Origin of the sequence: Bacillus sp. RZ2MS9 (genome assembly GCF_001816185.2) — a bacterium.
Taxonomy (GTDB): Bacteria; Bacillota; Bacilli; order Bacillales; family Bacillaceae_G; genus Bacillus_A; species Bacillus_A cereus.
In genome coordinates this window covers 307501-327472 of the sequence record NZ_CP049978.1, presented here as the reverse complement: position 1 = coordinate 327472, position 19972 = coordinate 307501, and the positions used below count along the sequence as shown (strand labels likewise).

Here is a 19972-nt window from a genome sequence, read left to right as displayed (position 1 = left end):
TCCTTTCCTATTGTTTCGTCACAGGTGCAAATTTTGCTAACAAACGTTTAACACCAATTGGGCTTGGGAACGCAATATCTAATTCTTTTGCATCACCTTCACCTTTTACACTTACAACTGTACCGACTCCCCATTTTTGGTGGGAAGCTTTATCTCCTACTGCCCAGCCAATTTGTTCGCCGCCTGTCGTCTTAGCCGCAGGGCGCGCGAAAGCTGAACGAGAGCGTGTTGCTGTTGTGATTGTCGTTTTGCCGCTACTTGCCGTTCTGCCTTTTGTACCAAACGATGTTTCACGCTTCGGCGCTGTTTCATTTAATGATTCCACTAGTTCTGTCGGGATTTCTGTAATAAATCGAGACGCAGCGTTCATACTTGTTCTACCAAATAATGTACGCATTTGCGCGTTAGATAAATATAGCTCTTCTTCTGCACGAGTAATACCTACATAAGCAAGACGACGTTCTTCTTGCATTTCATCCTCTTCCATAAGAGAACGAGTATGAGGGAATATCCCTTCCTCTAAGCCAACAATAAAGACAACCGGGAACTCTAATCCTTTCGCCGAGTGCATCGTCATTAAAATAACTTCTTCACCAGCAGTTGGGTCTTCATCTACACGATCAATATCAGCAACAAGTGCTAAATCTGTTAAGAATGCAACAAGGCTCTTATCTTCGCTTTGAGATTCAAATGTTTGCGTAACAGATAAGAACTCGTCTAAGTTTTCTAAACGACCTTCCGCTTCTAAAGAACGTTCATTTTTCAGCATATCGCGATAGCCTGTTTTTTCAATAACTTCTTCTACTAATTCTGTAACAGATAAATACTCTTGCATATTTACCCAGTTATTTAATAAATTCGCGAATTCTTTTACTGCCTTTGTAATTTTTGCACTTACTCCAACATGCTCAATCTCATCAAATACAGCAGTTAATGAAATTCCATTTTGCACACCGTAATTAATAATTTTATCGATAGAAGTCGCACCAATGCCACGCTTTGGCACATTTATAATACGTGCAAAACTAATTTCATCATCTGGATTACCGATTAAACGTAAGTACGCCAAAATATCTTTAATCTCTTTACGATCGTAGAACTTCGTACCCCCGACAATTTTATACGGAATGTTAGATTTAAGGAAAATCTCCTCGACCATACGAGACTGAGCATTCGTACGATATAGCACTGCAAAATCAGTATATTTTCGTTTCCCCATTTGAATATCGTCACGAATTTTTTTTGCAACAAAATACGCTTCGTCCTTTTCAGTTGCAGCACGATAATACGAGATTTTACTTCCAACTTGATTGTCTGTCCATAATTTCTTCGGCTTACGATTCGTATTTTTTTCAATAACAGCATTCGCTGCATTTAAAATATTTTGTGACGAACGATAGTTTTGTTCTAACAGAATTACTTGTGCATTCTCATAGTCTTTTTCGAATGACAAAATGTTAGAAATATCTGCACCACGCCAGCGATAAATAGACTGGTCAGAGTCACCCACAACACAAAGATTTTTAAAACGCGCTGCCAAATGTTTAACAAGAAGATATTGCGCTTTGTTCGTATCTTGATACTCATCAACATGAATATATTGGAACTTACGCTGATAAAACTCTAATACTTCTGGAACACGTTCAAATAGCTGAATCGTCGTCATAATTAAATCATCAAAGTCTAATGAATTATTTTTCAAAAGACGTTTTTGATACTCTGTGTATACATCGCTCGTTAATTTTTCATATGGATCAGCCATTGTAATTTTTTTTGCATATTTATCCGCAGATAACAGTTCATTTTTCGCATTACTAATACCCGCTAAAATAGAGCGCGGCTCAAATTTCTTCGGATCAATATTGCGCTCTTTCATAATTTTTTTGACTACAGTTAGCTGATCACCTGAATCTAAGATTGTAAAGTTACGATTAATACCAATACGATCGATATCGCGTCGTAAAATACGTACACACATAGAGTGGAACGTCGAAATCCAAATATCTTCTGCTTCTGGTCCCACAAGTGTATCAATACGCTCACGCATTTCACGAGCTGCTTTATTTGTGAAGGTAATAGCTAGTACATTCCATGGTGCTACACCTTTTTCACCAAGTAAATACGCAATACGATGTGTTAACACACGTGTCTTACCACTACCTGCACCTGCCATTAATAGAAGTGGTCCATTCGTTGTTTGTACTGCTTTTTGTTGCTGTGGATTTAAACCGTTTAATAACTTATCTGTCATACTCATATACGCCTGCACCTACTCTCCTTTTACTGCTTTAACTGTTTTTAACGCCGATTTTATATCATCATAAATAATATTTCCAACAACTACTGTATCAGCATATTGTGCCATTTCTTTCGCCTGTTCTGCATTAGAAATACCACCGCCATAATATAACTTAGCTTGTTTCAATTCTGCTTTTACATTTTTAACAAGTTCAACATCTCCATACGTACCGCTATATTCTAAATAAAATATCGGTAAACGTAATAGCTTGTCTGCTAAACGAGCATATGCAATAACGTCATCTTCTGTTAAATCACATTTCGCTTCTGTAAGCTGGGCTACTTTCGCTTCTGGATTTAAAACACAATACCCTTCCATAAAAATTTCGTCCCAGTCCATAATATCCCCAAATTCTTTCAATGCCTCATGATGAACACCTGTTACCCATTCTACTTTTCGGCTATTTAAAACACTTGGGATGTAATAAAAATCAAATCCTGGTGTAATTGCTTCTACATCAGAAACCTCTAATACACAAGGAACTGCATATCTACGAATGCTAACTAGCATGTGTAATACGTTATCAATTGTAACTCCATCACTTCCGCCTACAATAACCGCATCAGTTCCAGACTCACAAATCATTTCTAAATGTTCATCGCTTAACTCCTTATTTGGATCAAGCTTAAATACATGTTTCCATCCGGAAATATCGTACATGAAAACACCCTTCCTTTTCTCTAGTTATATATATTTCTGTTCAAAATAACAGTTTATTTTCATCATTATTGTTTTAACTTCATCTTAAATATTTGTTTAAAACGGAGAATTAAGTTTGGAATTACCTCTTCCATATTTTTTAAACTAGAGGATTTAATTTTGAAGTTCCTTTTATGCATTCTTTCATTATAACAAAAAAAGTTACTTACACACACGCACATTCCAACATCTTTTTCCACGTCAAATGTTGGATTACATATCCCAAAAATCAAACGGGATACTAATAAAAGAAATAGTATTATCTATTTCAACTTTCATAAAAAGGAGTGTTTTTCTAATGAAGCAAAATATCGGGACAATAAACGCTCTAATTCGAATTACACTTGGGCTCGTCCTCTTCGGATGTAGTGCAACTAAACTTGTACGCAAGCCGTGGTGCACTTGGTCTAACATTTTTCTATGGATTGGTGCAATGAAAGTTGCAGAAGGAATTGTTCGTTTCTGCCCTGTTGTTGAAATGTGGAAATTCGGAAAATACATGAACATGGGGGCATTTAAAATGCCTAGCATGAATTTTGCTGAAAAAGGACATGCTAAAGAAGAAGTGAATCAAACTTCCACTCATGACAAGCCAGAGTCAAAAGGAAGTTATGACGCTTCTGACAAAGAGATTGAGTCAGCGATTGAAGATATAATCCTGGCAAAACCGCTTTGAATCATTTGTCACGATGTAAGATGCTCTCAAAGGGACTTAGCTGCTGCAGTGGGCGGTTAAGTCTTCTTTATTTTACCATAAAACAGAACGTATATTCTCTTTTTGAACCTTAAAATGTATATAAAAGATATCAACCAATAAAATTCAGAAAATTAGATGCATACCTCTTGCTTAAAATGATATAAAAGTGATATCATTTTTATATCAGGAGGCGATCATATGAAAGAAAAACAAGTATTTTATGTAAATGGTTTTCTCGGTATTATTGGAATTTTGATTTTAGCTGCTATCGGTGTATTTTTCCTTGCACAAGAAATTTTCATAGGAGCGGCACTAACTATTATATTAGCCGCAGTTCTCGCTACAGGTATCGGTATTGTTCAACCGAATCAAGCGAAGGTTATTACGTTCTTCGGTAATTATTTAGGAACAATTCGTCAAAACGGTTTATTTTTAACGATTCCGTTCGCATTCCGTCAAACTGTATCTTTACGTGTTGAAAACTTTAACAGTAAAAAATTAAAAGTAAATGACGTTGATGGAAATCCAATTGAAATTGCAGCTGTTATCGTATATAAAGTTGTTGATTCTGCAAAAGCAATGTTTGGTGTTGAACATTATGATCGATTTGTAGAAATTCAAAGCGAAACGGCAATCCGCCATGTTGCAACAAAATATCCTTATGACAATTTCCAAGATGAAACCTGCGTTACATTACGCGGAAATACTGAAGAAATCTCTGAAGAATTAAAACGTGAGTTAGAGGCGCGTCTTGAAATTGCTGGTGTAGAAGTATTAGAAACTCGTTTAACGCACTTAGCTTACGCAACAGAAATTGCCCATGCAATGCTACAACGCCAGCAAGCAAAAGCAGTATTAGCTGCTAGAAAAGAAATTGTTGAAGGTGCTGTGAAGATGGCGAAAGATTCCATCCATATGTTAGATGAAGAAGGCGTACTAGAACTCGATGACGAGCGTAAAGCAAATATGGTAAACAACTTATTAGTTGCCATCGTTTCAGATAAAGGTGCGCAGCCAGTTATTAATACAGGAAGCCTATACTAAGGGCTATAAGTAATTATGGCTAAAAAGAAAAGCTTTCCATTACGTATTGATCCTGAATTACACGCAGTCATCGAAAAATGGGCAAATGATGAATTTCGTAGCGTCAATGCACACATCGAGTATTTACTTCGAGAAATGGCAAAGCAAAAAGGGAAATTAAAAAAAGATAAAGATGCATAAAAAATCCCGCTGATTCCTCAGCGGGATTTTTACATATTAACTTTTCGTCATCTCATGCCCAATTGCACGATATCCAATATCACTTCGATAAAATAGACCATCACTCTCAATTTTACCGATTTCTTTATATACTTTATCTTTTGCTTCTTGTAAACTATTTGCCTTACAAGCAACAAATAATACACGGCCACCGTTCGTTACAAAGTCCCCATGTTTCATTGCTGTACCTGCATGGAAAACAATTACATCTTGCAGTGCATCTAGTCCGCTAATAATATCACCTTTTTTATATGCTTCTGGATATCCTTTAGAAGCAAGTACAACACCGATTACCGCTTCTTCTGACCATTGTAACGTTAGTTCACTTTCATCTAATACAGCGTTACATACATCAACTAAATCGTTTTCTAATCGAGGTAATACAACTTCTGTTTCAGGATCACCGAAGCGTGCATTAAATTCAATTACCTTCGGACCATCATTTGTTAAAATAAGACCTGCGTATAAAATACCTGTAAATGAACGGTTTTCTTCAATCATCGCCTTAGCAGTTGGATGCAATACGGTTTGAATCGCTTCTTGAACTGCTGTTTCTGGAATTTGTGGTACTGGAGAATATGCACCCATTCCGCCCGTATTTGGACCTTTATCACCATCAAAAGCTCTTTTATGATCTTGGGCGATTATCATTGGATGTACAGTTGTTCCATTCACGAATGCCATTAATGAAAATTCTTGTCCATCTAAAAACTCTTCAATAACGACCTTCTTACTTGCCGCGCCGAATTTCACATCTTGCAGCATTTCTTTCACAGCTTGTAATGCCTCTTCAAGCGTCATCGCTACCGTTACACCTTTACCAGCAGCTAGGCCGTCAGCTTTAATAACGATTGGTGCACCAACTTTTTGAATGTACTGTACTGCTTCTTCATAATCTGTAAAAGTTTCGTACGCCGCAGTTGGAATATCATACTTTTTCATAAGCTCTTTTGTAAAAGCTTTACTACCTTCAATAACAGCAGCCGCTTTATTCGGACCAAATACGCGAAGTCCCTCTTCTTTAAAACGATCAACAATTCCATTCATAAGCGGAATTTCTGGTCCAACGAAAGTTAACTCAACATTATTCTCTTTTGCAAATAAAACTAATGCATCAAAATCATTTTCATCAATATCAACTGGTGTTGCAACATCTCTCATACCTTCATTACCTGGTGCTACATATACCTTTTCTACTTTTTCAGATTGTGCAAACTTCCAAGCTAAAGCATGCTCACGCCCACCGCGGCCAATTACTAAAACATTCATATTTCATCCCCCAATAATTAAATAAGTACAAACTAGAAGCTATGCTCCTAGTTTGCTTTTTCATATCAATAAAAGGTTATCTCGACCAGACTTTTTTAACATCCATATCAATAAAGGTTTAAAAAGGATGATTAAGAGAACCGAGCAGGTCGAGGCGCATTTGCCAGGAGGACACGGAGTGTAGCTTTCCTACATGAGTACCGCACTGGCGATGCAACGACGACATGCGAAGGTTATCTCGACCGGACTTTTTAAACATCCTCTATTAGTGTTTGAAATGACGTACGCCAGTGAACACCATAGCAATCCCATAAGTATCTGCCACTTTAATAGAATCTTCATCACGGATTGATCCGCCCGGTTGAATGATTGCTGTAATTCCTGCTTTTGCTGCTTCTTCTAATGTATCTGGCATTGGGAAGAAAGCATCAGATGCAAGCGCGCTACCTTGTGCTTTTTCACCAGCTTGTGTAATTGCGATTTTTGCAGAACCTACACGGTTCATCTGTCCCGCACCAACACCAATTGTCATATCATCTTTCGCTAAAACAATTGCGTTTGATTTCACATGTTTTACAACTTTCCAAGCTAGTTTTAAATCTTTCCATTCTTGCTCTGAAGGTTCACGTTTCGTTGGAATTGAAATTGTACTTTCATCTAATGATAACGTATCTTCCTCTTGAACAAGAAGTCCACCTTGTACAGAAGTTAGTTTTTTGCTTGCACTTGTCGCTTTTTCAATATTTATAGTTAATAAACGTAAGTTCTTCTTACTTTGCAACACTTCTAAAGCTTCTTGCGAGAACGAAGGTGCGATAACAATTTCTAAGAAAATTTCATGTAACTTTTCTGCTGTAGCTTTATCAATTTCACGATTTGCTGCAATAATACCGCCGAAGATTGATACTGGATCTGCTTCATAAGCACGAGTATATGCTTCGTGAATATTAGTTCCTACTCCAACACCACATGGATTCATATGCTTTACTGCTACTACTGCTGGTTCTGTAAATTCTTTTACGATGCTAAGCGCTGCGTCTGCATCATTAATATTGTTATACGATAATTCCTTACCGTGTAATTGTTCTGCGTATGCAACAGAAGACGTTGCTGCGAATGGCGCTTTATAGAAAGTTGCTTTTTGATGTGGGTTCTCGCCATAGCGTAAGTCTTGCTTTTTCTCAAATGTCACAGTTAATGTTTCTGGACTTTCTTCACCCATTTGCTCTGTTAAGTAGTTAGAAATTAACGCATCATACGCTGCTGTATGACGGAATACTTTCGCTGCTAGTTTACGTTTTGTTTCCTCTGCTACTTCACCGTTCTCTTTCAGTTCTGCTAACACAATATCATAATCTACTGGATCTACAATTACCGATACGAATTTATGATTTTTCGCAGCAGAGCGAATCATTGTTGGGCCACCGATATCAATATTTTCAATTGCATCAGCAAATGTTACATCAGGCTTAGCGATTGTTTCTTTAAATGGGTATAAGTTAACAACAACAAAGTCAATTGGCTCTATACCTAACTCATTCATTTGTGTTACATGTGTTTCATTATCACGAACTGCTAATAGACCACCATGAATATTTGGATGTAATGTTTTCACACGGCCATCCATAATTTCAGGGAAACCAGTTACTTCAGAAATGCCGATTACTTGTAAGCCATTTTCTTCTAGTAACTTTTTCGTACCACCTGTTGAAATAACTTCAATCCCTTGTTCTAGTAACCCTTTAACAAATTCTACTACTCCTGTTTTATCTGAAACACTTACTAATGCACGCTTTTTCATTTATCCTTCACCCCTGGTTGTATGTTAGTTAACAGTTGATTCTTTCACAGACTGAACAATTTGATTCACTGTATTTACGTATAATTTATGTTCAACTTGTTGAATTTTCTTTTGTAAGCTTTCTCTCGTATCCCCTTCAGAAACAACCACTGCTTCTTGTGCAATAATTGGCCCTGTATCCATACCTGCATCTACATAATGAATTGTTACTCCAGTTACTTTCACACCTGCTTCTAACGCTTGACCGACAGCATCTTTACCCGGAAAGCTCGGTAGTAATGATGGATGAATATTAATAATCTTCCCGCCGTATGCTTCTAGTAACGTCGGCCCGATTAAACGCATATATCCAGCTAAAATAACATAATCAATTTCATATTCTTCTAGCTTCTTTAATATCTCTTTTTCAAACGCTTCTTTTGACTCATATGCTTTCGCTGAAAAAGCAAAACACGGAATATGATGATAATTTGCCCGTCCAACAGCTCGTGCTTCTGGTTTATCACATACTAATAAACTAATTTCTGCATCCAATCTTTTTTCTTCTACCGCATTAACGAGAGATTGAAAGTTAGATCCACTTCCAGAAGCAAAAACTGCTAATCTACTCATAGTGCTGTGCCCCCATTAAAAGTAACGCCAGCTCCTTGTATAGTACGTCCAATAATACGAGCCATTTCTCCTTGCTCTTCAAGAAGACGAACAACATCTTTTGCATCTTCTTCCTTCACTGCTACTACCATACCAATACCCATGTTAAAAATATTGAACATTTCTTTCTCTTCCAGTTTTCCAACTTCTTGAAGCAAACTAAAGATCGGCTGAATTTCCCAAGATCCTAGTTCAATCTCAGCACCGATTCCTTCTGGCAACATGCGTGGAATATTTTCAATAAATCCACCACCTGTAATATGCGCCATACCGTATACTTCATGTTTCTTCAATAGTTCTAAAATAGGTTTGACATAAATTTTCGTTGGTTTTAATAATTCTTCACCAAGAGGTAGTTCTAAGCGGCCATAAATACGCTCTAAAGATAGTTCCCCATCTTCTAATAACACTTTTCGTACTAAAGAGTAACCATTGCTATGAATACCGCTAGATGCTAAGCCAATTAGCACGTGACCAGCTTCAATCTTTTCACCTGTTACAATTTTCTTTTTATCAACAATCCCAACTGTAAAACCAGCTAAATCATATTCTTCCGTAGAATACATTCCTGGCATTTCAGCTGTTTCTCCACCGATTAATGCACAACCAGCTTGGCGACAGCCCTCTGATATACCTTTGACGATGTTTTCAATTTTACTAGGTTCAGCTTTACCACAAGCAATATAATCAAGGAAGAAAAGCGGCTCTGCTCCTTGGACAACAATATCATTTACACACATTGCTACTGCATCAATACCAATTGTGTCATGTTTATCTGCCATAAAAGCGAGCATCAATTTCGTTCCCACGCCATCTGTTCCAGATACTAATACAGGTTCTTCTAATGCAAATTTTGATAGATCAAACATACCTCCAAAACCGCCTAAACCGCCTAGTACTTCTTTTCTCATAGTTGTTTGTACGTGTTTTTTCATGCGAGATACCGCTTCATATCCAGCTTCAATATCTACTCCTGCTTGCTTATATGCATTCGCCATCGTTATTTACACCTCGTCTTTTAATTTCTCCCCATCCAGGGCGGGCTATTTTAAGAAAGGATCTAGCTCCTACATCAAAAGAAGTAGAAGCTTTTCTCACTTTTCTTATTTCATGCTTTCTAAAAGCTCTTGCTCATAATCATAAAGAGCTGTTGGATAGTCCCCATTAAAGTAAGCCATGCATAGGCCGCCATATTTCCCTTCATATGGACGTCCAATTGCATCTACTAATCCATCTTCACTTAAAAATGTTAAAGAATCTGCTCCGATCATTTCACGGATTTCTTCTACTGTATGATTTGCTGCAATTAATTCTTTTCTCGTTTGAATATCAATGCCATAGAAACATGGATATTTCAGAGGTGGTGAAGCAATTCTTACGTGAACTTCTGTCGCTCCAGCCTCACGAAGCATACGAACAATTCGTTTACTTGTCGTTCCTCTTACGATAGAGTCATCAATCATAACAACTCGTTTCCCTTCAACTACACCTCTTACTGCGGAAAGCTTCATCTTAACCCCTTGCTCGCGCAGTTCTTGAGAAGGTTGAATAAACGTACGTCCAACGTAACGATTTTTAATTAATCCTAACTCATATGGAATACCTGTCGCCTCCGCATAGCCAATCGCAGCTGAAATACTAGAGTCTGGTACACCAGTAACAACATCTGCTTCAATAGGAGCTTCTGCCGCTAAACGTTTCCCCATATTCTTACGTGCTGCATGAACATTAACGCCTGCAATATTAGAATCTGGTCGTGCAAAGTAAATATATTCCATACTACAAATTGCATGTTCTACATCGTTTGTGAAACGATCTACGTGAATTCCTTCATCATTAATGATAAGTAATTCACCCGGTTCTACATCACGAATGTATGTTGCACCTACTACATCAAAAGCACATGTTTCTGACGCTACAACGTAAGCATCCCCCATCTTTCCAATTGAAAGCGGACGGAACCCATTCGGATCTAATGCAACGATCATTTCATTTCCAGTTAGTAAAAGATACGCAAACGCACCTTTCACTTTATTTAAAGCCTCTTTTACACTTTCAATTAAAGAATCTTTCGTGCTACGTTTAATAAGATGTAAAAGTACTTCTGTATCTGAACTAGTTTGAAAAATACTGCCCTCTGCTTCTAATTCACGACGAAGCATTTTTGCGTTAATTAAATTTCCGTTATGAGCTAACGCCATACTATGATCGGAAAAACGGAACAACAATGGTTGAACGTTAGCAACTTCACTTCCACCAGCTGTTGCATATCGTACATGTCCGATTGCTGATTTTCCATTTAATCCTTCTAGCTCACCTCTTGAAAACACTTCTGATATTAAACCTAACCCCTTGTGACCGACGATTTTTTCCCCATTATTTACGACAATGCCTGCGCCTTCTTGCCCACGGTGCTGTAAACTGTGCAATCCGTAGTATGAAACTTGTGCTGCATTTTCATGCCCCCAAATTCCGAAAACGCCACATTCTTCGTTTAACCCCTTTATTTCAGCAAGCATGGGATTGCCCCTTTCCAAGCCTTTCTCATTTCATCTACATTTGCTGTAAGTAATACTTCATTTTCTTCATTATGAATTGTTACTTCATTTGTACTTGTTACTTCTCCAACTTGGATTGCTTCTACTGCTTTCTCAAACGCCTCTTTATTTTCACGTTTTACAGTTATCACGAAGCGAGACTGTGATTCAGCGAATAATGCTGCTGTTGCTTCTCCATCTAATTTCACAGTAGCACCTAAGCCTTTAGCACCAATTGCACTTTCTGAAATCGCAACTGCTAAACCACCTTCAGCAACATCATGTGCAGATTGAACAAGACCAGCTTGAATTGCTTCTAATACTTGTTTTTGGCGTTTTAATTCTACATCTAAATCGATACTTGGTGATTGACCGAAAATTTTGCCGTGAATCATTTTCTGTAATTCACTTCCGCCAAACTCAGCTTTCGTCTCACCAATTACATACACTAAATCACCAGCTTGCTTAAACTCTTGTGTTGTTACATGTTTTAAGTCATGCACAAGTCCGACCATCCCAACAGTTGGTGTTGGATATACAGCTTCACCACTACGCTCGTTATACATCGATACGTTTCCGCCGATAACTGGTGTTTGTAATGTGCGACAAGCTTCACTCATACCGTCTACTGATTTCTCAATCTGCCAGAAGATTTCTGGTTTTTCTGGGTTACCGAAGTTTAAGCAATCTGTAATTGCAAGTGGCTCTCCGCCAGAACATACGATATTACGCGCTGCCTCTGCTACTGCAATTTTACCGCCCATCTCTGGGTCTAGATAAATGTAGCGAGAGTTACAATCTGTCGTCATTGCTAATCCTTTTTCTGTACCGCGTACACGTACAACTGCAGCATCTGAACCTGGCGTAACAACTGTGCTTGTGCGAACTTGGTAATCGTATTGATCGTATACCCACTCTTTACTTGCAATTGTTGGTTGCTGTAATAAAGCGAATAACGTTTCTTTATAATTTTCTACTTTTGGCGTTTCCATTTTCATTGCTTGGAATTCAGCAAAGTATGCTGCTTCTTTTGATGGCTTATGATAAATTGGTGCTTCTTCTGCTAAAGCATCTGCTGGAACTTCAGCTACCTTTTCACCTTTATGGAATAAACGAAGCATTTTATCTTCTGTTACTTTCCCCATCGTAACCGCTGCAAGACCATACTTCTCAAATAAATCTACTATTTCTTGTTCTCTACCTTTTTTCACGACAATTAACATACGCTCTTGTGATTCAGATAGCATCATTTCATATGGTGTCATTCCTGTTTCACGCTGTGGTACATCATCTAAGTACATTTCAATACCCATTCCTGCTTTACTTGCCATTTCTGCAGAAGATGATGTTAAACCAGCCGCACCCATATCTTGAATTCCAACAAGTGCATCGGATTGAATTAATTCTAAACACGCTTCAATAAGAAGTTTTTCCATAAATGGATCCCCTACTTGAACCGCTGGACGTTTCGCTTCTGAGCTTTCAGATAGTTCTTCCGACGCGAATGTTGCACCGTGAATACCGTCACGACCAGTTGATGCTCCTACGTACATTACTGTGTTACCAGCACCGTGCGCTTGCCCTTTTTTAATGTCTTCGTGGTTAATCAAACCTACGCACATTGCATTTACAAGTGGATTTCCTTCATAACATGGATCAAATTGTACTTCGCCGCCAACAGTCGGAATACCGATGCAGTTACCGTATCCTGCAATTCCTGCTACTACTTCTTCGAATAAATATTTCACACGTGGTGACTGTAATTCACCGAAACGAAGTGAGTTTAATAGAGCTACCGGACGTGCTCCCATAGAGAATACGTCACGAATAATACCACCAACACCTGTTGCAGCTCCTTGATATGGTTCAATAGCTGAAGGATGGTTATGACTTTCCATTTTAAATACAACTGCTTGATTATCACCGATATCTACAATTCCAGCACCTTCTCCAGGTCCTTGCAGAACGCGCTCACCTGTCGTTGGAAACTTACGAAGAACTGGTTTCGAATTTTTATAACTACAATGTTCAGACCACATTACAGAGAATAACCCTGTTTCTGTATAATTTGGCAGACGACCTAAAATCTTTTCAACCATGGCAAACTCTTCGTCTGTTAGCCCCATTTCCGCATATATACGCTCTTCTTTAATTTGTGTTGGATTTGGTTCAAGCATTAACGACATATGTTTCCCTCCACTGTTTTAAGATAGATTGAAAGACTTTTAACCCTTCAGCACCACCAAGTAATTCATCTACAGCACGCTCTGGGTGTGGCATCATACCAAGTACATTTCCTTTTTCATTTACAATACCAGCAATATCTGAAACGCTACCGTTAGGGTTTTCTACGTAACGGAATGCGATTTGATTGTTCTCTTCTAATTGTTTAAGAGTCGCTTCGTCACAATAGTAATTCCCCTCACCATGCGCGATTGGAATATTAATTACTTCATCTTTTCCATATTGTGATGTAAACATCGTTTCATTATTTTCAACTCGCAACTGAACAGTGCGACACATAAATTTTAAGTTTTCGTTTCTCATTAACGCTCCTGGTAGTAATCCTGATTCAACAAGAATCTGGAATCCATTACATACACCTAAAATCGGCTTTCCTTGCTCAGCAGCTTTTTGCACTGCTTTCATTGCATTAGCAAAGCGAGAGATAGCACCGCAGCGTAAGTAGTCACCATAAGAAAATCCGCCTGGTAGTAGAATTGCATCATATTCATCTAAATTCTCTGTATCGTGCCAAACGTAATCTACTTCTTCGCCAAGCTCATCTTTAATTGCATGGAACATATCGACATCACAGTTCGAACCCGGAAATACTATTACGGCAAATTTCACTGTGCGACAACCTCCTCAACTTCATAACGGAAGTCTTCCATTACAACGTTCGCTAATAGTTTTTCACACATTTCCTTTACCTTGCTATCTAAATCAGATACAGATTTATCAATTGTTAGTTCCATGTACTTTCCGATTCGAACATCTTGTACTTCTGTGAATGAAAGACTATGAAGTGCTCCTTTTACTGCTGTTCCTTGTGGATCTAATACGCTTTCTCTTAATGTTACATATACCTTAACTTTATACATGTGAAATTCCCCCTAAACGTTTTAAAATCTCTTCATAAGCATCTGTTAAATTTCCAAGATCGCGACGGAATACGTCTTTATCAAACTTTTCATTGCTCGTTTCATCCCATAAACGGCAAGTATCCGGTGAAATTTCATCCGCTAAAATGATTTCTCCTTCTTCCGTTACACCAAACTCTAATTTGAAATCTACTAATCTTACACGACAGCTTGCGAAATGATCAATCAACACTTGATTGATTTGTAGAGCCATATCTCGTAATACACTTACTTGCTCTGGTGATGCAACGTTTAATACACGAATATGATCTTCCGTTACAAGCGGATCTCCTAAATCATCATCTTTGAAGTAAAATTCTACGATTGGTTCTGCAAGTACAGTTCCCTCTTCCATTCCTAATCGTTTTGAAAGACTTCCTGCAATTACATTTCTTGTGACAACTTCTAAAGGAATAATACTCACTTTTTTAACAAGTTGTTCTGTTTCAGATAACTTCTCAACAAAATGTGTTTTAATTCCCACTTCTTGTAACTTTCTGAACAATAAAGTTGTAATTTCATTGTTCAAACGACCTTTTCCTATAATCGTCTCTTTTTTCTCCCCATTGAAAGCAGTCGCACTATCTTTGTACTCTACCCAAACCATATCTGCTGATTCTGTACGATAAATTCTTTTTGCCTTACCTTCATACAGCAATTCTAGCTTTTGCATTTCGCAAGCCCCCTGTAGTTTGAAAAATGTGAATAATGTTTTTATAAAAAATGGCACAGAATGACTCTATTCTGTGCCATATGAAATTTTACGCTTCGTTTAATCCAAGGCGTTCAAAGATTGTATCAACGTGTTGCATATGATGCTCATAGTTGAAGCATTCATTAATTTCTTCTTGTGTTAACTTGCTTGTAATACGCTCATCAGCTTCTACAAGCTCTTTAAATTGTACTTGTGTTTCCCAAGCTTCCATCGCTTTAGGCTGTACGATATCATAAGCTTCTTCACGTACCATACCTTTGTCGATTAGTGTAAGCATTACGCGCTGAGAATAAATTAAGCCGTATGTTCTTGTCATATTGCGTTTCATATTCTCTGGGTATACAGTTAAGTTTTTAACGATATTACCAAAGCGATTTAACATGTAATTTAATGCGATTGTAGCATCTGGTAAAATTACACGTTCTGCCGAAGAGTGAGAAATGTCACGCTCATGCCATAATGGAACATTTTCGTAAGCTGTCATCATATAACCGCGGATAACACGAGCTAAACCAGTCATATTTTCAGAACCAATTGGATTACGTTTATGTGGCATTGCAGAAGAACCTTTTTGACCTTTTGCGAAAGCTTCTTCAACTTCACGTGTTTCACTCTTTTGTAAACCACGAATCTCAACTGCCATCTTTTCGATAGATGTTGCAATTAGTGCAAGTGTTGACATGTAGTGTGCGTGACGATCACGTTGCAATGTTTGTGTTGAAATTGGTGCTGCTTCTAATCCTAAGTTTTCACAAACATATTTTTCTACGAATGGATCGATATTTGCATATGTACCAACCGCACCAGATAGTTTACCAACACGAACTGTATCAGCAGCTTGTTTGAAACGCTCTACGTTACGTTTCATTTCTTCATACCAAAGACCAAGTTTTAAACCAAATGTTGTTGGTTCTGCATGAACACCATGTGTTCTTCCCATCATGATTGTGTATTTATGCTCTTTCGCTTTGTTAGCTAAAATGCTTACAAAGTTCTCTAAGTCTTTTAATATAATTTCATTCGCTTGTTTTAAGATGTAAGATAATGCTGTATCTACTACGTCTGTAGATGTTAAACCGTAATGAACCCATTTACGTTCCTCACCTAATGCTGGCGTTTCTGATACAGCACGAGTGAATGCAACTACGTCATGACGTGTTTCTTTTTCAATTTCATAAATACGATCAATATCAAATGATGCATGCTCACGAATTTTCTTAACATCTTCTTTTGGAATATCGCCAAGCTCAGCCCATGCTTCACAAGCTAAAATCTCAACTTCTAACCATGCTTTAAATTTGTTCTCTTCCGTCCAAATTGCACCCATTTCTGGGCGTGTATAACGACTAATCATCTTTTTCCCTCCAACAGTTGTTCTTGATGGTCCCAAATATGCAAACTCTTCGCTTTTTCTAGAGCGACTTCAATATTATCATTTAAAATATTAACATGCCCCATTTTTCGCTGTGCTTTTGCTTCTTCTTTTCCATACAAGTGTAAATAGCACCCGGTTAATCTATTCACTTGTCTTAGGACCCCTTCTATATGTTCGCCTAAAATGTTTACCATGACAACTGGTTTTAACAAATTTGTTTCTCCTAGAGGTAAATTACAGATTGCTCGAATATGTTGACCAAATTGACTCGTCTCACATGCATCCTGTGTATAGTGTCCTGAATTGTGAGGTCTTGGCGCTAATTCATTAATATAAATCTCACCATTATCTGTAGCAAACATCTCTACAGCTAGTGTTCCCACAAGTTCTAATTCATCCGCAAGTACCTTTGCATAAGCAATTGCTTTTTGAGAAAGCTCTTCTGTAATGCGAGCTGGAACGATAGATTCATGTAAAATGTTATTTACATGAATATTTTCTGCTACTGGAAACACTTTTGTTTCACCACTTACACTACGAATCACAATAACTGATACTTCTTTTTCAAAAGGCACCCATTTCTCTAAAATACATTCTGCTTTATCCACAAGATTTCTTGCTGTCTCAACATCAGCTTCACTTCTTAAAACAACTTGTCCTTTCCCATCATATCCACCTGTCGTCGTTTTTAAGACGGAAGAGAATGATAACTCAGCAATTGCTTCTGTAAGCTGATCTTGATTTTGAACTAATCTATACGTTGCTACTGGTAACCCAGCCTTCTCAATCGCATTCTTTTCTGTAAAACGATTTTGCGTTGTATTTAACAACTGACTACCTTGTGGTAAGTACGCATGTTTTTCAAGCCATTGTAAACATCTATAATCAATATTCTCAAATTCATATGTGACAACATCACTTATCTCTGCTAAATGCTGAATTGCTTTTAAATCATCATATGGTGCAACAATTTCAATATCAGCAACTTGTGCACATGGTGAATGCTTTGTAGGATCTAAAACAGCAATTTTATATCCCATTTCCTTAGCTGCCAATGCCATCATTCTTCCTAGCTGGCCGCCTCCAATAATACCGATTGTTTTTCCAGGTAAAATGATTCTCGTCATACTAGCTCACTACCTTCACGCACATCTTTTTCAATCGCTTCTCGTCTCAATTCTAATGCATCATGTATATCATCATGGAATGATCCAAGTATTTGTGCGGCAAGTAATCCAGCATTCGTTGAACCAGCTTTACCAATTGCAACAGTTGCAACTGGAACACCTCCTGGCATTTGGACGATGGATAATAATGAATCTAAGCCGTTTAATGCTTTTGATTGAACTGGAACTCCAATTACAGGAAGATTTGTCTTCGCTGCAACCATTCCTGGTAAATGTGCTGCTCCACCAGCTCCAGCAATAATAACTTTCAATCCACGTTCACGAGCCGTCTCTGCATATTCAAACATATAATCCGGAGTCCGATGAGCGGATACAACTTTTTTCTCATACGGTATATTTAATTCATCTAAAATGTCACAAGCATATTTCATTGTTTCCCAGTCTGACGTGCTTCCCATTATGACTCCAACTAGTGATTTCATATTAGAATCCCCCCGATTCAAATAAAAAAAGCCTGAAATAGAACAGTTTCTCTTTTACTATGAGAGAAAGCGCTCTACTCAGGCATACGTATCCCTTGTGAATAGAAAAATACCGAGTGACTTTCCCTCATAGTCTAACGAATAACGGTCGTTAGGTAGAGACTTGCAGGCCATATCCCCGCGATTATATGAGGTCTTATATTATTGTTTCTATGGCTATATTAACAATATTTCATAAACAATGTCAATAAATAATCGAATGTTTTTTTATTAGTAGTCAATAACGTTCGTGTTTTAGTTATATTCAAAAGAAGAATTGCAACTATATGCAAGAAGAAAAGGGAATTAGAATATATATTTCTAGACATCTATTTTACGTATAATCGTTTAAATGGCACTTCAGTATGTTTTAAATCAAAATATATATACTCTTGTATTATTATAACGATTTAATTTCTAAGGAGGATAACTGTTAAAGAAAGAACTATGCTATCATCCTATTTATTTTTCTCTATTGCAGTAATTTCTGTAATTATTAAATACTTATTTATAGCATCTCATTATTTAAAATATATACTTATGATAGAAATAATGTGTCCTATTTTAAGTATTACTTTAGTGGCATTAGGAAAATCAGGAACACTAAAAGTTATTGCTATTATTTTAAACAGTCTCTATTTCATTCTTTTTTCGTCTTTAGCTTTATTAAATTTATGGATTATAACATTCGGTAAATAGAAATAAACACAAAAAAACCTAAGTCAAAATGACTTAGGTTCTTGCTTGGCGACGTCCTACTCTCACAGGGACAAGGTCCCAACTACCATCGGCGCTAGAGAGCTTAACTTCCGTGTTCGGTATGGGAACGGGTGTGACCTCTCTGCCATCATCACCAAACTATGAAGGCATATTCCTTCAAAACTAGATAACATTGCTACATATTATATGGTTAAGTCCTCGATCTATTAGTATTCGTCAGCTCCACATGTCACCATGCTTCCACCTCGAACCTATCAACCTGATCATCTTTCAGGGATCTTACTAGCTTACGCTATGGGAAATCTCATCTTGAGGGGGGCTTCATGCTTAGATGCTTTCAGCACTTATCCCTTCCGCACATAGCTACCCAGCTATGCCCTTGGCAGAACAACTGGTACACCAGCGGTGCGTCCATCCCGGTCCTCTCGTACTAAGGACAGCTCCTCTCAAATTTCCTACGCCCACGACGGATAGGGACCGAACTGTCTCACGACGTTCTGAACCCAGCTCGCGTACCGCTTTAATGGGCGAACAGCCCAACCCTTGGGACCGACTACAGCCCCAGGATGCGATGAGCCGACATCGAGGTGCCAAACCTCCCCGTCGATGTGGACTCTTGGGGGAGATAAGCCTGTTATCCCCGGGGTAGCTTTTATCCGTTGAGCGATGGCCCTTCCATGCGGAACCACCGGATCACTAAGCCCGACTTTCGTCCCTGCTCGACTTGTAGGTCTCGCAGTCAAGCTCCCTTATGCCTTTGCACTCTACGAATGATTTCCAACCATTCTGAGGGAACCTTTGGGCGCCTCCGTTACACTTTAGGAGGCGACCGCCCCAGTCAAACTGCCCACCTGACACTGTCTCCCGGGTCGATAAGACCCGTAGGTTAGAATTTCAATACAGTCAGGGCGGTATCCCACCAGCGCCTCCACCGAAGCTAGCGCTCCGGTTTCAATGGCTCCCGCCTATCCTGTACAAACTGTACCAAAATTCAATATCAGGCTACAGTAAAGCTCCACGGGGTCTTTCCGTCCTGTCGCGGGTAACCTGCATCTTCACAGGTACTATAATTTCACCGAGTCTCTGGTTGAGACAGTGCCCAAATCGTTACACCTTTCGTGCGGGTCGGAACTTACCCGACAAGGAATTTCGCTA

Annotated in this window: 18 protein-coding genes, 2 rRNA genes and 1 riboswitch (1 of these 21 cut by a window edge); of the genes, 4 read left to right on the top strand and 16 right to left on the bottom strand. The window is 38.3% G+C overall.

The genetic code is table 11. The annotated features are described in order from the left end of the window. Positions 1-7 precede the first annotated feature (7 nt). Positions 8-2257 carry a DNA helicase PcrA gene (gene pcrA, locus BHV55_RS01780; RefSeq protein WP_070758082.1) on the bottom strand — a complete coding sequence of 750 codons (2250 nt, stop codon included), beginning with the start codon at positions 2255-2257 and terminating at the stop codon, positions 8-10. 12 nt (positions 2258-2269) lie between these two features. Beyond that, positions 2270-2959 (bottom strand): heptaprenylglyceryl phosphate synthase, encoded by a 690-nt coding sequence (gene pcrB / locus BHV55_RS01775; RefSeq protein ID WP_000272102.1) that lies wholly within the window; start codon positions 2957-2959, stop codon positions 2270-2272. A 337-nt stretch (positions 2960-3296) separates the two neighbouring features. Here pcrB and BHV55_RS01770 point away from each other — a divergent pair, with 337 nt between their 5' ends. The 3 genes from BHV55_RS01770 (at position 3297) to BHV55_RS01760 (ending at position 4919) form a co-directional block, all read left to right on the top strand. Next, positions 3297-3674, top strand: coding sequence for a YgaP family membrane protein (locus BHV55_RS01770; RefSeq protein ID WP_000812345.1), 378 nt, complete (start codon positions 3297-3299; stop codon positions 3672-3674). A gap of 219 nt (positions 3675-3893) precedes the next feature. Beyond that, the gene (locus tag BHV55_RS01765) at positions 3894-4739 is read left to right on the top strand and encodes an SPFH domain-containing protein (protein WP_000660669.1); all 846 of its coding nucleotides are present in this window, start codon (positions 3894-3896) and stop codon (positions 4737-4739) included. Positions 4740-4754: 15 nt separating this feature from the next. Then, entirely contained in the window at positions 4755-4919 is a 165-nt protein-coding gene (locus tag BHV55_RS01760; protein ID WP_001085171.1) for a type II toxin-antitoxin system antitoxin, read from the top strand. Positions 4920-4955: 36 nt separating this feature from the next. Here the strand turns inward: BHV55_RS01760 and purD are convergent, their stop codons facing one another. From purD to purE, 12 genes are all read right to left on the bottom strand, one after another. Continuing rightward, a complete protein-coding gene (purD, locus tag BHV55_RS01755; protein WP_001101976.1) occupies positions 4956-6227 on the bottom strand; it encodes a phosphoribosylamine--glycine ligase in 1272 nt (423 codons plus the stop codon). 265 nt (positions 6228-6492) lie between these two features. Then, positions 6493-8028 carry a bifunctional phosphoribosylaminoimidazolecarboxamide formyltransferase/IMP cyclohydrolase gene (gene purH, locus BHV55_RS01750; RefSeq protein WP_000745434.1) on the bottom strand — a complete coding sequence of 512 codons (1536 nt, stop codon included), beginning with the start codon at positions 8026-8028 and terminating at the stop codon, positions 6493-6495. A gap of 24 nt (positions 8029-8052) precedes the next feature. After that, the gene (gene purN / locus BHV55_RS01745; protein WP_000088589.1) at positions 8053-8640 is read right to left on the bottom strand and encodes a phosphoribosylglycinamide formyltransferase; all 588 of its coding nucleotides are present in this window, start codon (positions 8638-8640) and stop codon (positions 8053-8055) included. Then, entirely contained in the window at positions 8637-9677 is a 1041-nt protein-coding gene (gene purM / locus BHV55_RS01740) for a phosphoribosylformylglycinamidine cyclo-ligase (protein WP_001262439.1), read from the bottom strand. Before purM ends, purN begins: the two co-directional genes overlap by 4 nt. 105 nt (positions 9678-9782) lie before the next feature. Beyond that, positions 9783-11198, bottom strand: a complete 1416-nt coding sequence (gene purF, locus BHV55_RS01735) for an amidophosphoribosyltransferase (RefSeq protein ID WP_000879025.1) — start codon at positions 11196-11198, stop codon at positions 9783-9785. Continuing rightward, on the bottom strand, positions 11183-13402 hold the full coding sequence (purL, locus tag BHV55_RS01730) for a phosphoribosylformylglycinamidine synthase II (protein WP_000055562.1): 2220 nt from the start codon (positions 13400-13402) through the stop codon (positions 11183-11185). Before purL ends, purF begins: the two co-directional genes overlap by 16 nt. Beyond that, positions 13386-14069, bottom strand: a complete 684-nt coding sequence (gene purQ / locus BHV55_RS01725; RefSeq protein WP_000666787.1) for a phosphoribosylformylglycinamidine synthase subunit PurQ — start codon at positions 14067-14069, stop codon at positions 13386-13388. The genes purL and purQ overlap by 17 nt, the downstream gene beginning before the upstream one ends. Next, positions 14066-14320: a phosphoribosylformylglycinamidine synthase subunit PurS gene (gene purS / locus BHV55_RS01720; protein ID WP_000278823.1), complete on the bottom strand. Its 255-nt coding sequence runs from the start codon at positions 14318-14320 to the stop codon at positions 14066-14068. Before purS ends, purQ begins: the two co-directional genes overlap by 4 nt. Continuing rightward, positions 14313-15032 (bottom strand): phosphoribosylaminoimidazolesuccinocarboxamide synthase, encoded by a 720-nt coding sequence (gene purC, locus BHV55_RS01715; protein ID WP_070757983.1) that lies wholly within the window; start codon positions 15030-15032, stop codon positions 14313-14315. Before purC ends, purS begins: the two co-directional genes overlap by 8 nt. An 88-nt stretch (positions 15033-15120) precedes the next feature. Then, positions 15121-16428 (bottom strand): adenylosuccinate lyase, encoded by a 1308-nt coding sequence (gene purB, locus BHV55_RS01710; RefSeq protein ID WP_000625682.1) that lies wholly within the window; start codon positions 16426-16428, stop codon positions 15121-15123. Continuing rightward, positions 16425-17576, bottom strand: coding sequence for a 5-(carboxyamino)imidazole ribonucleotide synthase (gene purK, locus BHV55_RS01705; RefSeq protein ID WP_000196772.1), 1152 nt, complete (start codon positions 17574-17576; stop codon positions 16425-16427). The genes purB and purK overlap by 4 nt, the downstream gene beginning before the upstream one ends. After that, positions 17573-18058, bottom strand: coding sequence for a 5-(carboxyamino)imidazole ribonucleotide mutase (gene purE, locus BHV55_RS01700; RefSeq protein ID WP_000839367.1), 486 nt, complete (start codon positions 18056-18058; stop codon positions 17573-17575). The genes purK and purE overlap by 4 nt, the downstream gene beginning before the upstream one ends. Before the next feature lie 110 nt (positions 18059-18168). Beyond that, positions 18169-18270: riboswitch (purine riboswitch) on the bottom strand. A gap of 274 nt (positions 18271-18544) precedes the next feature. Between purE and BHV55_RS27390 the strand changes: the two genes are divergently transcribed. Beyond that, positions 18545-18796: a hypothetical protein gene (locus BHV55_RS27390; protein WP_000953258.1), complete on the top strand. Its 252-nt coding sequence runs from the start codon at positions 18545-18547 to the stop codon at positions 18794-18796. Positions 18797-18839: 43 nt separating this feature from the next. Here BHV55_RS27390 and rrf read toward each other — a convergent pair. After that, positions 18840-18955, bottom strand: a 5S ribosomal RNA gene (gene rrf / locus BHV55_RS01690). Between the two features lie 48 nt (positions 18956-19003). Continuing rightward, positions 19004-19972 (bottom strand): 23S ribosomal RNA (locus BHV55_RS01685) (it continues 1953 nt past the right edge of the window).

Bases quoted from the DNA above. Each gene is read 5' to 3' on its own strand.
- purH (WP_000745434.1), bottom strand. From the start codon at position 8,028: ATGAAAAAGCGTGCATTAGTAAGTGTTTCAGATAAAACAGGAGTAGTA.
- purC (WP_070757983.1), bottom strand. From the start codon at position 15,032: ATGCAAAAGCTAGAATTGCTGTATGAAGGTAAGGCAAAAAGAATTTAT.
- purB (WP_000625682.1), bottom strand. From the start codon at position 16,428: ATGATTAGTCGTTATACACGCCCAGAAATGGGTGCAATTTGGACGGAA.
- BHV55_RS01770 (WP_000812345.1), top strand. From the start codon at position 3,297: ATGAAGCAAAATATCGGGACAATAAACGCTCTAATTCGAATTACACTT.
- pcrB (WP_000272102.1), bottom strand. From the start codon at position 2,959: ATGTACGATATTTCCGGATGGAAACATGTATTTAAGCTTGATCCAAAT.
- pcrA (WP_070758082.1), bottom strand. From the start codon at position 2,257: ATGAGTATGACAGATAAGTTATTAAACGGTTTAAATCCACAGCAACAA.
- BHV55_RS27390 (WP_000953258.1), top strand. From the start codon at position 18,545: ATGCTATCATCCTATTTATTTTTCTCTATTGCAGTAATTTCTGTAATT.
- purS (WP_000278823.1), bottom strand. From the start codon at position 14,320: ATGTATAAAGTTAAGGTATATGTAACATTAAGAGAAAGCGTATTAGAT.
- purE (WP_000839367.1), bottom strand. From the start codon at position 18,058: ATGAAATCACTAGTTGGAGTCATAATGGGAAGCACGTCAGACTGGGAA.
- purL (WP_000055562.1), bottom strand. From the start codon at position 13,402: ATGTCGTTAATGCTTGAACCAAATCCAACACAAATTAAAGAAGAGCGT.
- purF (WP_000879025.1), bottom strand. From the start codon at position 11,198: ATGCTTGCTGAAATAAAGGGGTTAAACGAAGAATGTGGCGTTTTCGGA.
- purK (WP_000196772.1), bottom strand. From the start codon at position 17,576: ATGACGAGAATCATTTTACCTGGAAAAACAATCGGTATTATTGGAGGC.
- BHV55_RS01760 (WP_001085171.1), top strand. From the start codon at position 4,755: ATGGCTAAAAAGAAAAGCTTTCCATTACGTATTGATCCTGAATTACAC.
- purD (WP_001101976.1), bottom strand. From the start codon at position 6,227: ATGAATGTTTTAGTAATTGGCCGCGGTGGGCGTGAGCATGCTTTAGCT.
- BHV55_RS01765 (WP_000660669.1), top strand. From the start codon at position 3,894: ATGAAAGAAAAACAAGTATTTTATGTAAATGGTTTTCTCGGTATTATT.
- purN (WP_000088589.1), bottom strand. From the start codon at position 8,640: ATGAGTAGATTAGCAGTTTTTGCTTCTGGAAGTGGATCTAACTTTCAA.
- purM (WP_001262439.1), bottom strand. From the start codon at position 9,677: ATGGCGAATGCATATAAGCAAGCAGGAGTAGATATTGAAGCTGGATAT.